15 protein-coding genes are annotated in these 14,084 nt (G+C 70.4%); 6 read left to right on the forward strand and 9 right to left on the reverse strand.

The features are described 5' to 3' along the window. Window positions 1-8: 8 nt before the first annotated feature. The 5 genes from HB662_RS21420 to HB662_RS21440 form a co-directional block, all read right to left on the reverse strand. Window positions 9-1,214: an ABC transporter substrate-binding protein gene (locus tag HB662_RS21420; RefSeq protein WP_245185794.1), complete on the reverse strand. Its 1,206-nt coding sequence runs from the start codon at window positions 1,212-1,214 to the stop codon at window positions 9-11. A 31-nt stretch (window positions 1,215-1,245) separates the two neighbouring features. Next, on the reverse strand, window positions 1,246-1,953 hold the full coding sequence (locus HB662_RS21425; protein ID WP_168052584.1) for an ABC transporter ATP-binding protein: 708 nt from the start codon (window positions 1,951-1,953) through the stop codon (window positions 1,246-1,248). Window positions 1,954-2,044: 91 nt separating this feature from the next. Further along, window positions 2,045-2,812: an ABC transporter ATP-binding protein gene (locus HB662_RS21430; protein WP_168052586.1), complete on the reverse strand. Its 768-nt coding sequence runs from the start codon at window positions 2,810-2,812 to the stop codon at window positions 2,045-2,047. Window positions 2,813-2,887: 75 nt separating this feature from the next. Continuing rightward, on the reverse strand, window positions 2,888-3,100 hold the full coding sequence (locus HB662_RS21435; protein WP_168052588.1) for a hypothetical protein: 213 nt from the start codon (window positions 3,098-3,100) through the stop codon (window positions 2,888-2,890). A gap of 136 nt (window positions 3,101-3,236) precedes the next feature. Continuing rightward, window positions 3,237-3,851 carry a nuclear transport factor 2 family protein gene (locus tag HB662_RS21440; protein WP_168052590.1) on the reverse strand — a complete coding sequence of 205 codons (615 nt, stop codon included), beginning with the start codon at window positions 3,849-3,851 and terminating at the stop codon, window positions 3,237-3,239. A gap of 115 nt (window positions 3,852-3,966) precedes the next feature. Here HB662_RS21440 and HB662_RS21445 point away from each other — a divergent pair, with 115 nt between their 5' ends. The 4 genes from HB662_RS21445 (at window position 3,967) to HB662_RS21460 (ending at window position 7,176) form a co-directional block, all read left to right on the forward strand. Continuing rightward, window positions 3,967-4,956 carry a Bug family tripartite tricarboxylate transporter substrate binding protein gene (locus HB662_RS21445; RefSeq protein WP_168052592.1) on the forward strand — a complete coding sequence of 330 codons (990 nt, stop codon included), beginning with the start codon at window positions 3,967-3,969 and terminating at the stop codon, window positions 4,954-4,956. Between the two features lie 16 nt (window positions 4,957-4,972). Next, window positions 4,973-5,575, forward strand: a complete 603-nt coding sequence (locus HB662_RS21450) for a nitroreductase family protein (RefSeq protein ID WP_168052594.1) — start codon at window positions 4,973-4,975, stop codon at window positions 5,573-5,575. Between the two features lie 359 nt (window positions 5,576-5,934). Further along, the gene (locus tag HB662_RS21455; protein ID WP_168052596.1) at window positions 5,935-6,831 is read left to right on the forward strand and encodes a LysR family transcriptional regulator; all 897 of its coding nucleotides are present in this window, start codon (window positions 5,935-5,937) and stop codon (window positions 6,829-6,831) included. A 78-nt stretch (window positions 6,832-6,909) separates the two neighbouring features. Further along, entirely contained in the window at window positions 6,910-7,176 is a 267-nt protein-coding gene (locus HB662_RS21460) for a DksA/TraR family C4-type zinc finger protein (RefSeq protein ID WP_168052598.1), read from the forward strand. Here HB662_RS21460 and glpD read toward each other — a convergent pair. Continuing rightward, window positions 7,169-8,641: a glycerol-3-phosphate dehydrogenase gene (gene glpD, locus HB662_RS21465; RefSeq protein WP_168052600.1), complete on the reverse strand. Its 1,473-nt coding sequence runs from the start codon at window positions 8,639-8,641 to the stop codon at window positions 7,169-7,171. The genes HB662_RS21460 and glpD overlap by 8 nt on opposite strands. 48 nt (window positions 8,642-8,689) lie before the next feature. Further along, window positions 8,690-9,439, reverse strand: coding sequence for a GntR family transcriptional regulator (locus HB662_RS21470; protein ID WP_168052602.1), 750 nt, complete (start codon window positions 9,437-9,439; stop codon window positions 8,690-8,692). 102 nt (window positions 9,440-9,541) lie between these two features. Between HB662_RS21470 and HB662_RS29990 the strand changes: the two genes are divergently transcribed. Then, complete coding sequence (locus HB662_RS29990) at window positions 9,542-11,818, forward strand: DUF3604 domain-containing protein (RefSeq protein WP_209443403.1); 2,277 nt, start codon at window positions 9,542-9,544, stop codon at window positions 11,816-11,818. A 39-nt stretch (window positions 11,819-11,857) separates the two neighbouring features. After that, on the forward strand, window positions 11,858-12,832 hold the full coding sequence (locus HB662_RS21480) for a Bug family tripartite tricarboxylate transporter substrate binding protein (RefSeq protein WP_168052604.1): 975 nt from the start codon (window positions 11,858-11,860) through the stop codon (window positions 12,830-12,832). 174 nt (window positions 12,833-13,006) lie between these two features. Here the strand turns inward: HB662_RS21480 and HB662_RS21485 are convergent, their stop codons facing one another. Next, window positions 13,007-13,654, reverse strand: coding sequence for a DUF2306 domain-containing protein (locus tag HB662_RS21485; RefSeq protein WP_168052606.1), 648 nt, complete (start codon window positions 13,652-13,654; stop codon window positions 13,007-13,009). A 26-nt stretch (window positions 13,655-13,680) separates the two neighbouring features. Continuing rightward, a complete protein-coding gene (locus tag HB662_RS21490; RefSeq protein ID WP_168052608.1) occupies window positions 13,681-14,082 on the reverse strand; it encodes a hypothetical protein in 402 nt (133 codons plus the stop codon). Window positions 14,083-14,084: the final 2 nt, after the last annotated feature.

Here is a 14,084-nt window from a genome sequence, read left to right on the forward strand (position 1 = left end):
ACGCCGCTTCAAACGAGTTCGAGCACCCGGTACGCACCACCCTCTGCCACCTCGTAGCGGAACTTCGTGCCGCGGATGTCGCCGCGCTCGTCGAATTCGCAGGGGCCGGAGGCGCCCTCGAAATTCACCGCGCGGCCGGCGGCGATCAGGCGCAGGCCGTCCGTGACGTTGTCCACCTTCTCGCCATCGCCCTGGCAGATCTTGCGGACATTGTCGCGGATCACGGTGCCGGTCGCCTCGCCGCCTTGGGCCGCGGCCAGGATCGCCATGGTGGCGTGGTCGTGCACCTGGGCCGAGTAGGGATCGACCTCGGTGCTGCCGAAGGCGGCCTTCAGGCGGGTAAAGGCGGGGCTGTTGAGGTCCGGGCTGGGCTGGAAGGTGGTCAGCCCATTGGTCACCTCATTCGGCAGGGTGCCGAAGACGCTGGCCGGCGCGGCATAGGCGAAGGTGAAACGGCGACCGTCGAAGCCGGCGCGATACAGCTCCCGCAGCAGGATGGTCACGTCCGGCAGGTAGCCGTTCAGCATCACGGTGTCGGAGCGGCTGCGCATGATCTGGTCCACCTCGGACCGGAAGGCGGTCTTGTCGCGCTCGTACACGATGTAACCGGACACGGCGCCGCCGCCGGCACCCAGCGTCTGCGTCATCACATCCTGGCTGGATTGCGCGAAGGGCGACTGCGCCGCCATGTGGAACACCCGCTTGGCGCCCTTGCCCAGCAGCCACTTGCTCGCCGTCTCGATCTGCAGGCGGCTGTTCGGCTGGGTGCGGAAGATGTGGCCCTGATGCGGCAGCAGGGTGATGCTGTCGGCGCCGGAGACGGTGAACAGCGGCACCCGGTTCTCCCAGCACAGCGGCGCGACGGCGGTGGTGACGGAGGATGCCCAGGTGCCCATCAGCGCCTGCACGCGGTCCACGTCGATCAGCTTGCGCGCGCCGCGCACGCCGGCATCCGGGTTGGTCTGGTCATCCTCGAAGGCCAGGCGCACCTGGCGGCCCTTGATGCCACCGGCGGCATTCGCGGCCTCGACCACGCCCTGCATGGCGCGCAGCATCGCCGGTCCGTACGGGCCGCCGGCGCCGGTCAGCGGCGGCAGCGCACCGAACACCACCGGCTGGGTCTGCGCGAAGGCGCGGCCGCCAATGGCGAAGCTGGAGACCGCGGCGGCGGCCCCGAGCAGGGCGCCGCGGCGCCCGAGTTTCATCTGCATCATCCGTCAGCTTCCCTTCTGTTATTAGTGGCACTCAGCCGCCCAGGAACAGGCGGCGCACTTCGGGGTCGGCAGCCAGCGAAGCGGCCGGCCCGGTGCGGGCGACGCGGCCATCGACCAGCACGATGCCATCCTCCGCGATCGCCAGCGCCTCCAGCGCATTCTGCTCCACCATCAGGATGGCGGTGCCCTCGGCATGGATGGCGGCGATGTCGTCGAACAGGCTCTCGGCGGCCTTGGGGCTGAGACCCGCGGAGGGTTCGTCCAGCAGCAGCAGCTTCGGCGCCACCATCAGCGCCATGCCCATGGCCAGGATCTGCCGCTGACCGCCGGACAGGGTCCGCGCGGCGCGGCGGCGCTTCTCGGCCAGCATGGGGAAGCGGGTGAACAATGCCTCCACCCGCTGCGCCACGGTGGCGCGGGGTTCCAGGTAGCCGCCCATCTCCAGGTTTTCCCGCACCGAGAGGCTCGGGAAGATGTTCGCCTCCTGCGGCACGAAGGCGACGCCGCGGGCGGCGATGCCGCGCGGCGGCAGGCCGGTCAGCAATTCCCCGCCCAGGCGTACGCTGCCCGACTTGGCACGCAGCATGCCGGCGATGGCCTTCAGCAGCGTGGATTTGCCGGCGCCGTTCGGGCCGACGATCGCGGCCATGCGGCGCTCCGGCAGCGCGACGGTGATGCCCTTCAGGATTTCGTCGGCCGCGCCATAGCCGCCGACGAGCGATTCCACTTCGAGAAGCATGCCGCGGTCACGATTCAGACCTCCGGTGCTCGTCGTCATCATGCCGCTCCGCGGCCGGATGCCGCCTGCGCCCTGCGGTCATCGTAACCGGTCATGCGTGCACCCGGCCGCCCATATAGGCTTCCTGCACCCGCGCATCGGCGGCGACATCCGCAAAACTGCCCTCCACCAGGCGGCGCCCCTCCGCCATGACGATGACCGGGTCGCAGAGCGAGGCGACGAAATCCATGTGGTGCTCGACGATCAGCACGGTCAGCCCCTCATCCCGCAGCGTGCCGATATGGGTCGCGATCTCGGCGGCCAGGCTGGGGTTCACGCCGGCCACGGGTTCATCCAGCAGCAGCAGGCGCGGCTCGGCCATCAGGGCGCGGCCGATCTCCATCAGCTTCTTCTGGCCACCCGAAAGTGCTGCCGCCTGGTTGTCCAGCACCGCGGTCAGGTTCAGCCGTGCCGCGACGGCCTTGGCGCGTTCGCGCAGCGCTTCCTCCCGCGCCCGCATCGCGGCCGGTCGCAGGATGGCGGCGGCGACGCCTTCGCCCGGCTGGGCCGGGCCATAGAGCAACAGGTTCTCCAGCACCGTCAGGCGGGGAATGCCGCGCGCGATCTGGAAGCTGCGCACCAGGCCGGCACCGGTGATGCGGTCCGGCCGCAGCCCGGTGATGTCCTTTCCGTCGAACAGCACCTGCCCCGCATCCGGCGGGATGACGCCGGAGATGCACTGGAAGGCGGTGGATTTGCCGGCGCCGTTTGGGCCGATCAGCCCGGTGACCGTGCCGGGGCGCACCTCCAGCTCCAGCCCATCGAGCGCCACCACGCCGCCGAAGCGGCGGGACAGGCCGTGGACCTGCAACAGGGGCATCGTTGGGGAGGCGTTCGTCATCACGCGAACGCTACACGTGCCCCCGCCGTGCCGGAAGCCCGTTAAGAAAGCCGGTCAGACGGTGGCGCGGGCGCGCTTCTCGGGCCGGTAGGCGGGCCGGGGCGGCAGGGAAGATGGCGCTGGGCTACGCGCCTGTTGCGCCTGCGCCCGCCGCTGATCCTCGGCTTCCTCCCGCATGCGTGCCATCAGCGCCAGCTCCGCCGGCGCCGCCTCCCGCAACAGGCCCGAGGCGAGCATCCGCTCACGACGGAAAGCCTGGTCGTCCATAGAAACCTCCTGAACCCCGGATGGGACTCGGCTGCCCATCCTGGGCCGTTCCCTAGCTGGCGATGGCGTCAGCCATCGGGCAGGGCAATGACGAGGAGGTGACACTTTTTCACTTAAAGAGTGCTGAAGGCCAGACTTATTCCACCCAGCCGTGTGGTTTCCCGGCCAGCCAGCTGCGGCCGGCAGCGTAGAGCGCCTGCACCTTCTCGCCCTTCAGCCCGGGCATGTCGGTCTTCACCTCATAGCCGATGCCGGTCTGCAGATAGGCCAGGTGGCGGTAACCCTCGGGGAAGCGGGCCAGCAGCGCCGGGTCTAGTTGCAGCTTTGCCGCGGGGTCCACCGGGTCCATGCGGTCCTTTTCATAGATCGGCTGGCGCAGGACGATGCCCCATCTGCCGTCACGCTCCTCGATGAAGTCGTGGAAACGGCCGGTGCAGACCACGTCCACCAGCACGCCATGCACCTCCGCCCTCTGGCTGATCGTCATCTTCGTCTGCGCGATGGCGCGGTGGCCGGCGAGGTCAACCGAACAGCCGCCGAGGAAATGCAGGATGGAGACGCCGCGCGCCCAGCCGGCCTGCGATGCGGCGATGAAGTCCGCCGCCGAGGCCTGGCACCAGGTGGCCATCATCCGCCCGTCATCGTGCCAGCAGGTGGCGAAGCGGTCCCAATCCCCCGCATCGCGCCACACCGCCCAGTTCTGCACCAGCTCGGCGACCTGGAGGCGGCGGAGGATGTCGGATTCGGCCATGGCGGGTTCCTCGTTGGGGTCGGCAAAAGGCTTGACGGGTGGCGACGCTGCCGTAATGGGAAGCGCAACAAACGATTGCATCGACCTCGATTGCAACAGCCCGGGGAGAATGTCCATGAGTCGGGAAATCGGCCGCCGCGCCGCCCTTGCCCTGCCGGCGCTGCTGCTGCCGCTGGCGGCCCGCGCCCCCCAGGCCTTGGCCCAGGCCCCCTGGCCCGACCGGCCGGTGCGCTTCATCCAGGGCTTCGGGGCCGGTGGCACCACGGATATCGTGGCCCGCCTGCTGGCACCCGCCATGTCCGCCGCCTGGGGCCAGCCGGTGGTGGTGGAGAACCGCCCGGGCGCCGGCGGCACGCTGGCCGCCAATACGCTGGCCCGCGCCAATGACGGCCACACGCTGATGCTGCTGAACAACGGCTTCGCCGTTTCCGCCGCGCTGTACCGCACCCTGCCCTACGACCCGCGCGCGGATATCGACCCGGTGGCGATGGTCGCCTCCACCGGCCTGGTGATCCTGGCCGGGCCGAACGGTCCGAAGGACATGGCGGAGCTGGTGGCGCAGGCCAAGGCGCGGCCGGATACGATCAACTTCGCCACCGTCGGCGTCGGCAGCACGCAGCATTTCGTGGCCGAGGCGGTGCAGAGCGCGGGCGGCTTCCGCATGACCCATGTGCCCTATCGCGGCACGCCCGCCGCCATCATCGCGCTGCGGAACGGAGAGGTGCAGGTGGTGGCGGAAACCGCCTCCGCCGTGCTCGGCCAGATCCGGGGTGGCGAGGTGCGGGCGCTGGCCATCACCTCCGGCCAGCGCTCGCCGCTGCTGCCGGAAGTGCCGACGGTGGCGGAGGCTCTGGGCGTCACGGGCTTCGACATCGTCACCTGGTACGCCATCGGCACGCCCGCCAATGCGCCGGCCGCGGTTGTGCGCCGCATCACGGACGTGGCACAGGCGATGCACGGCAATGCGGAGTTGCAGGCGCGGCTGGGTTCGCTGGGCCTGACGCCGCGCGCCCCCGGCACCCCCGCCGAGACGCGCGCCACCGTGCATGCCGAGATGGCGCGCTGGGCCGAGGTGGTCCAGCGCACCAACATGGAACGACAGTGACAAGGATCTTCGCCGAGTGACCGATCGCACCGCCCCCGTTGCCCACAAGATCAACGCCCTGATGCAGGCCCGCTGGAGCCCGCGCGCCTTCACCGGCGCGCCGGTGACCGCGGCCCAGGAAGCCACGCTGCTGGAGGCCGCGCGCTGGGCGGCTTCCTGCTTCAACGAGCAGCCCTGGGTGTTCATCACCGCCCGCAAGGCGGATGAGCCGGAGGCCTTCGCCAAGCTGGTCTCGGTGCTCAGCGTCAACAACCAGTCCTGGGCGCCGCAGGCCGGGCTGCTGATGATCGGCTTCCACCGCACCACCTTCGCCGCCAATGGCGCGGCGAATGCGGTGGCGATGTACGACCTCGGCCAGGCGGTGGCGCAGATGGCGTTGCAGGCGGTGGAGCTCGGCCTCGGCAGCCACCAGATGCGCGGCTTCGACCTGGAGCGGGCGCGGAGCGAGCTTGGCGTGCCGGAGAGGCATGAACCCGTGGTGGCGATCGCCTTCGGCACGGTCGGCGCGCCGTCCCTGCTGCCGGAGAAGCTGGCGGAGCGGGAAGTGGCGCCGCGGGTACGCAAGCCGATCTCCGACTTCGCGCATCTCGGGCAGTACGGGGTGCCCGTGAAGCTCTGAGTTCTCTTCCTCCCCCGCTCTGGCGGGGGAGGGTCGGGGTGGGGGCCCTCGTCGCCCCCCCCAACCAGCAACCGCATCTCCCTACCCACCGCGCGACGCAGTCGCCGCGATCCTGCAGGCCGAGCAAGGCCGGCTCCTACAGCGCATCCTCCCCGCCCGCACCAAGCCGGTCGGGCTCAGGCCCCGGGGGCCCTCGCACGCCCCTCCCCTTCTTCCGCACCCCCGCGCCGAGGCCAGCCCAGCAACGGGGAGCCGCCATCCCGAACACCACTTGGATACAAGACGATTGACGGCGATGCCGAACGGGGAAAGACTGACGCAACACGATGCCGTGGGGGCATCGCAACGGAGCGTCCTTCATGCTGCCACCCGGCCTGCGCTGCTTCCTCGCCGTCGCCCAGGCCGGCTCGATGCGGGAAGCCGCGCAGCGGCTGCGCCTGGCACAATCGGCCATCAGCCGTCGCATCCAGCAGCTTGAGGAAGACCTCGGCGTGCAGCTGCTGGAACGCGGCGCCCGCGGCGTGGCGCTGACCCCGGCCGGGGAGATCCTGCTGCATCACGGGCGGGAAGCGACGCATCTGACGGAGCGGCTGCGCGCCGACCTCGATGCGTTGCGCGGCGTGCGGCGCGGCCATGTGGTGCTGCGGCTGGTGGAAAGCTTCGCCGCCTGCGGCCTGGCCAGCGCCCTGGCCAGCTTCCGCACCGCCTACCCCGCCGTCACGCTGGATATCGCCGTGGTCGGGTCCGCCGCGATCCTGGCGGGGCTGCATGAACGCACCTGCCATCTCGGCATCGCCTTCAACCCGCCGGCCGACCCGGAGGTGGAGGTGCTGGCCTCCGCGGCGGAACCGCTGGCGGTGATGCTCGCCCCGCACCACAAGCTGGCCGGCGCGGCGACGCTGACTCTGGCGGAGCTGGCCGGCATGCCGCTGGTCGCACCCTCGCATCTCGGCAGTTCGCGGGCGCTGTTCGACACCGCCTGCCGCGCCGCGCGGGTGCCGATCCGCCCGGTGCTGGAGACCAATTCGGCGCATGTCGCGGCCGGCTTCGTGGCCGATGGCAAGGGCGTCGCGGTGATGGTGCCGCGCGTGCTGGCGCTGCATCTGGAGCAGGGCAAGGTGAAGGCGGTTCCCCTGGCCGACCCGCTGCTGAATGGCAGCCGCATCGCCCTGCTCGCCCGTCGCGGCCGCCGCCTGCCCGCCGCGGCGGAGGCTCTCTCGGCCAGCCTGGCGCGGGTGCTGGAACAGGCGGCCTGAACGCGGCGCGGGCTGTCCCGCGGCCCTTCCAAAACCGCCTCATCCTGCCCAGGTGAAGGGACAAGGACGGAGGGGATCATGGCAAGCGGCTGGGCGCCGGATGGCGCGGTGCAGGATCAGATCGACGACACGGTGCGGGACGGCATTTTGCGCGCCCGCGCCCGGATGACCAGCGCGGGCCCGGGCGAGATCCATTGCGTGGAATGCGGAGAGGCGATTCCGGAGGCCCGCCGCGCCGCCCTGCCGGGCGTAAGCACCTGCGTTGCCTGCCAATCCGCCCGAGACAAGCGCCCCGCCGCCTTCGGCATCAATCGCCGCGGCAGCAAGGACAGCCAGCTCAAATAGCTTTCCCGAACGCCTCCCGCTGGGCCGGCGTCATGTGCAGGCCGAGGCGGGAGCGGCGCCAGAGGATGTCCTCGGCGGTGCGGGCCCATTCCTCGCGCTGCAGCCAATCGACCTCGCGCTGCGTAAGGCCGGCGCCGTGATCCTGGCCCAGATCCGCCATTGAGGCAGCCTCGCCCAACAGCGCCGGCACCTCGCTGCCATAGGCGCGCACCAGCCGGGCGCGTAGCGGCGCCGGCAGCCAGGGGTAGCGGGTGGCGATCTCGGCCTCGTAGCCGGCGAGGTCCCGGCCACCGAATTCGCCGCCGGGCAGCGTCGCGCCGGCTGTCCAGGCCGGCGCCTCCCGCCCCAGGGCGTGGCCGATCTTCTCCACCGCTTCCTCCGCCAGCCGGCGATAGGTGGTGATCTTGCCGCCATAGATGCTTAGCAGCGGCGCGCCAGCCTCATCCAGCTTCAGCACATAATCCCGCGTGATGGCGGAGGGATCGTCCGTGCCGTCGTCATACAGCGGCCGCACGCCGGAATAGGACCAGACGACCTGATCCGGCGTCACCGGCCGCCTGAACTGGCGGCTGACGGCGGCGCAGAGATATTCGGCCTCCTCCGGCGTGCAATGGGCGGTGGCGGCGTCGCCCTCATGCGGCACGTCGGTGGTGCCGACCAGGGAGAAGCGGCCCTGGTAGGGAATGACGAAGACCACGCGGCGGTCGTCATTCTGCAGGATATAGGCCTGCTCGCCCTCATACAGCGCCGGCAGCACGATGTGGCTGCCGCGGATCAGGCGGACGTTTCCCGCACGCGCCGCATGGGTCTGGTCCTGCGCCGCCATCACCCAGGGGCCGGCGGCATTGACCAGCGCCTTGCAGCGCAGGGTTTCCTCCGTCCCATTCTCGGCGCGCAGCCGCACCGTCCAGCCTTCCGCCTCGCGCGCGGCGTCCACGAAGCTGGTCCGGGTGCGGATGCTTGCGCCGCGGCGGGCGGCGTCCTTGGCGTTCAGCACCACCAGGCGCGAATCCTCGACCCAGCAGTCCGAATAGGCAAAGCCGTTGGCTATGGCCGGCGAGAGCGGCGCGCCGAAGGGGTGCTTCCGGAAATCCACGCTCTCCGCCCCCGGCAGGCTGACCCGCCGTGCCAAGTGGTCATAGAGAAAAAGCCCGGCGCGGATCAGCCAGCGCGGCCGCATCTCGGCCCGGTGCGGCAGCACGAAGCGCATCGGCCAGACGATGTGCGGCGCGATCCGCAGCAGCACCTCGCGCTCGGCCAGCGCCTCCCTCACCAGGCGGAACTCGTAATGCTCCAGGTAGCGCAGCCCGCCATGCACCAGCTTGGAGGAGTTGGAGGAGGTGCCGCCCGCCAGGTCGCCACGCTCCACCAGGCAGGTGGAAAGGCCACGCCCCACCGCGTCCCGCGCGATGCCGGCGCCGTTGATACCGCCGCCGATCACCAGCAGGTCGAATGCGTTCATCATGTCGCTGTCATGTAAGCCGGCAGGGCGGCTGGCAAGGGCCGCGGCGGTTCACTGGGTATCTGATCCCGAACGGCGCAGCACGGCTTCGAAGGAGACGCTGTCGGCGCGGTAGTGGCCGATCGAGAAATAGGCGATCTCGCCATCCGCGCGCTTCACCACGCGCCGCATATGCCCGACCGGCACCCCCACCGGCAGGCCGAGCGCCTCCGCCGTCACGATGTCGGCGGCGGCGATGGAAAAGCTCTGGCGCAGTTCCGGCAGTTCGGCGCCGGCCACTTCCTCCAGCAGCGCCAGCACCATCTCCCGGTCGAAGCGCGCCGGGGCCAGGTCGTAGTAGCGGCGCGCGACATGGATGCGGGAATGCGCGTAGGGGCGGCCGGACGGGTCGCTGTGGACGCGCTCCATGTAGCGGTAGGCGGCAGCGGCGTGCCCCTCGCCCGGTCGCAGCTTCTGCTGCAGCGCGGTGGCATCCCAGGCGACCAGGATGCGGGCGGTGTTGCCGCGGATGCTGGCAGCAAGCTGCGGCCAGCCGGCATCGAGCGCGAGCTGCGGCGCGGGCGGCGGTGCCTGCGTGACGAAGGTGCCGCTGCCCTGGCGGGCACGCACCAGCCCTTCCTCCGTCAGCAGGCCCAGCGCCTGGCGCACCGTGACGGGCGCCACCGCATAGCTGCCGGCCAGGCTGGCGATGGTGGGCAGGCGGGCGCCGGGGCCAAGGCGGCCGCTGGTGATCTCGCCGCGCAGCACCGCCGCGATGCGGTGATACAGCGGCCGCGAATCGGTCGGGGACGCACGTTCCATCGGCCGCAGCCTACACGCCGGGTGCCGCTCGCGGTCCGAAAGATTCTGCTGGTCAACCAGCAGACTTCGCGCTGTAGTCGTTGCGCCTGCCGGAGAAGCCGCGTGCCGCACATCGTCCACCACACCGACTACATGGCCGGCGAGATCGGCACCGCGCGCATGGCGGAGACCGGCCAGGCCTTCGTCGCGGGCAGCTACCAGTCCTTCACCCTGACCTTCACGGCGGGGCGCTTCGGCATGGACGACACCGGCTCCATCCGCCTGGTGCATCGCTTTGCCTCGGACATGCCGGCGGTGCAGTTCACCGATCCCGCCGCGCCGAACTACGTCACCGCCGAGGCTTCCAATGGCGCGGTGCTGGACCTGAACTACAATCCGCGCCTGAACATGCGCCCCTGGGGCAAGACGCTGACCGTCAGCGTCACCCGCGGCTTCCTCTCGCCGGGCGATACCATCACGCTGCGGCTGGGCGACCGGCGCGGCGGCAGCCCGGGCATCCGGCTGCAGACCTTCTGCGAGGACCGCTTCGAGTTCCGCGTGCTGGCCGATGTCTTCGCCTGCTTCAACTGGGCGCTGCTGCCCGACCAGCCCTGGATCGCCATCGTGCCCGGCGCGCCGGAGACCTGGCGCGCCGTGCTGCCGACGCTGCGCCGTGAGGCCGAGTCCTTTTGCCTGTCGCTGCGCGCCGATGATCGCTGGGGCAATCCGAGCGGTGAGGTTCAGGGCCGTTTTCGCCTGCGCGCCTCCCGCCCCGTGCAGGGGCTGCCGGAAGTCTTCGATTGGCCGCAGGGCGCCCGGGCGCATCGCATCGAGGGGCTGCGCGCCGTGGCCGGGGACCTTGCCATCACCCTGCTCGACGAAGCGGGCGCGACATTGGCGGAAAGCAATCCGCTGCGGCTGGTGCAGGCGGCGGATCTGCTGCCCTTCTACGCCGATATGCACGGCCAGTCGGACGAGACGATCGGCACCAATTCCGCCCGCCGCCTCGCCGAATATGCGCGCGACCTCGCCTTCATCGACGCCATGTGCCACCAGGGCAACGACTTCCAGATCACCGCCGCCTTCTGGCGCGACCTCAATGCGCTGACCGCGGAGTTCAACCAGGCCGGGCGCTTCGTCTTCTTTCCCGGCTATGAATGGTCCGGCAACACGGCGCTCGGCGGCGATCGCAACGTGGTGCTGAAGGATGAGGGGCGCATCCTGCACCGGTCCTGCCACGCGCTGGTCGAGGATCTGTCCGACGCGGACCAGGATGCGCTGGATGTGCGCGCGCTGCATGCGGCATTGCGGGCGGAGCGCGACGTGCTGTGCCTGCCGCATGTTGGCGGCCGCTACGCCAATCTCGGCTTTGCCCATGACAAGGCGCTGGAGCGCAGCGTCGAGGTGCATTCGGACTGGGGCACCTTCGACTGGCTGCTGGAGGATGCCTTCGCCGCCGGCGGGCGCGTCGGCATCGCCGCCAATTCGGACGGCCACAAGGGCCGCCAGGGCGCGTCGCATCCCGGCGCCTCGCTGTTCGGCGCCTATGGCGGGCTGACCTGCTACTTGGCGCGCGACCTGTCGCGGGACGCGCTGTGGGACGCGATGCTGTGGCGCCGGCAATACGCCACCACCGGCGCGCTGCGCGCGCATTGCGATGCCTGGCTGAAGCTGGATGCGCCGGCCGCGCTGCATCAGGACGACCCGGCGCTCGGCGGGGCGCCCTTCGGCACGACGGCGAAGGCGGGGCTTGGCGCGATTCTCTCCGGCGTCACCGGCGAGACCGCCGAGTTCGGCTTCGAACTGGCCGCCGCCACGCCGATCGAGCGCATCGAGATCCGCAACCGCACGCGGCTGCTGGAGACCTGGCGCCCCTATGCGCCCGCCGAACTCGGCCGCCGCATCCGCATCCTGTGGGAAGGCTCCGAATATCGCGGCCGGGGGCGGGAGACGATGTGGCGCGGGGCGCTGCGGCTGGTGGGCGCCACCTGGCGCGATGTCCGCCCGATCAACCGCTTCAACCTCGACCGCCGCTTCGAGGCCGATGCGAACGGGCTGCGCTTCGAAGGCGTGACCACCGGCGGCTTCATGGGCGTGGAGGCGGTGCTGGACGGCGACGGCGGCACGCTGGAGATCGAGACCAACCTGGTCACCGCCACCCTGCCGCTCGACGAGATCGGCCATGCGGACCGGATCTTCGAGGCCGGCGGCCTCGGCCGGCGGATGCGCGCCTTCCGGCTGCCGGATGTGAACCCGCACCGTGCCATCAGCCAGTCCCGCCGCCTGCCCCTGCGGCGGGACGAGGACAACGCCTTCTACATCCGGACGACCTTCGAGGACGGCAATGTCCTGTGGTCGAGCCCGATCTACGTGACCAACGACCTGAAACCAGGCGACTGACCGGGAGAGCGCCAGTCGTTCCTTAGGAAGGAGACGACGATGCGTCGAAGAGATCTGTTCGCGGCGGCCACAGCCCTGGCCGCGCCGCATGTCGCGTGGGCGCAGGCGGCCTGGGCGCCTTCGCGCCCGGTCACCATGATCGTCCCGCTCGGGCCGGGCAGCACCGCCGATATCCTGGCACGCACGCTGGCCGATATCTGGACCCAGCGCCTCGGCCAGCCGGTGGTGGTGGAGAACCGCCCCTCCGCGGGCGGCATCGTGGCGACGGAGACGCTGAAGAACGCGCCGCCGGATGGCCACACCATCGGCCTGGCGAGCCAGGGCACGCTGGTGTTCAACCCCTTCCTGCACGCCAACCTCCGCTACGACCCGCGGCGCGACTTCACCCTGGTGGCGCCCTTCGCCGTGGTGACGAATGCGCTGGTGGTGCCGCGCAACAGCCCGCACCGGACGGTGGCGGATCTGGTGGCGGCGGCGAAGGCGCAGCCGGGGCAGATCAACTTCTCCTCCGGCGGCAACGGCACCTCGCACCACATCTCGATGGCGCTGTTCGCGCAGGTCAGCGGCACGCAGCTGGTGCATGTGCCCTACCGCACCGCGCCGGCCGGCATCCTGGCCGTGATCGCCGGGGAGGTGCAGGCGGGCTGCTACAACATCCCGACGGTGCTGACCCAGATCCGCGCCGGGGAGTTGCGCGCGCTGGCCGTCACCTCCGCCGGGCGCAGCGAGTTCCTGCCGGATGTGCCGAGCCTGCAGGAGGCGGGGCTGGCGGGCTATGAGCTGACCACCTGGATGGGCCTGGTGCTGCCGGCCGGCGCGGCCCCGCCGGTGGTGGCGCGGCTGGCGGCGGAAACCGACCGGGCACTGGCGGATGACGCGGTCTGGGCGCGGCTGCGCCAGCAGGGCTTCGAGCGCATCCCGCGCATGGACCCAGCCGCCTTTGCCCGCTTCCTGGAGGCGGACCTGGCGAAGTGGAAGCCGATTTTCGACGCGGCAGGCACCCGCGCGGATTGAGCGATGCCGCTCTGGCGCCCTGCGCTGGAGCGGGCTTTCCGCGATCGGTCAGGACGTGAACCGGGGGATCAATGGTCAGGCGGAGAGGATGAACCGCACGGTCAAGGACGCCACGATCAAGGCCTTCCACGACCCGGACCTCGACGCCCTCGGGGCACATCTGACCTGGTTGGGTCACTGTGCCGACGGGCTGCACAGGTCGGGGGACGGAAGTCTCCGGACGACCCATTCACCCACAGCGATGGTCACCAGCCACACGCCGACAACCGCGATGTCAGTGGTCAGCCCCGTGGGCGGTTCTCCACTGATCAGGTAGACGGGGAACAGGAACAGCGCGACGGTTCCTGATCCCATGCCGATGGCATATGCGCGGATCATCCAGGCGCGGTGTCGAACCATGGCCTGCGCCCGCGCCGCCAACACCCCCAGCACGAGCACGGCGATCAGCGCCAGGCCAAAGACCCCGCGTGCGGCATCAAGAAGCCCGGTTGCCATGCTCTCGACCTGCTGCAGCAGCGCCAGCCCGGACAGCGCCAACACCACTCCCGCAAAGACAAAAGCCAGCCCGCTCAGGCGGTGGAGACTCCCGAATTGGCGGCGAAGGGCGCGGACAAGCTGCAACGGCCCGAGTAGGCCGAACAGCACGCCCGCCAGCGCGTGAAGGAAGAATGCGACAGGAACTGAAGCCAGCCGCAGACTGTCCTCGGGCAATGCGCCAAGCGGGATCTGCACCACGCGGACCGCGGCCATCATCACCGGAATGAAGGTGCAGAAGGCCAGAGCCAGAGCAATCGTAGCTGGCCGGGTGAAAGCGCGGATCATGGCGACGTCGCTTCAGGGATGATGGATCAGCACCGCCCTGCTGCCCGCAACAACGCATTGCAGTCGCCGCCGGCGCTCCGGCCACGCTGGCCCGTGGCTGCGGGCCGCTCATTGCCACCTGCTCTCTGGCCACTCGCCACGGGGGTACAGATGGCATCGGAGTGCGGTGTCTGCCCGAATGTCACGGCATTCTGCAGGCCGGTGGCCCCGTAGAGGTAGCAGCGGTAAGCCGCGCCGTCGCGCGTGCTGACGGCGTAATTGATGCGGCCTCCGGTCTCCTCGCGGCGATCTGTGATGGCGAACTGGCCGACGGTTCGCCCGATGGCCTGAGCGGTGCGTTGCTCCAGGCCGTCCTGACTGATGGTGGCCGCACAGGCGGCCAGCAGGACAAGCGTGGCCGCGAGGGATGCGATGGGTCGAATGGACATGA

Source organism: Falsiroseomonas frigidaquae, assembly GCF_012163145.1.
Classification (GTDB): domain Bacteria; phylum Pseudomonadota; class Alphaproteobacteria; order Acetobacterales; family Acetobacteraceae; genus Falsiroseomonas; species Falsiroseomonas frigidaquae.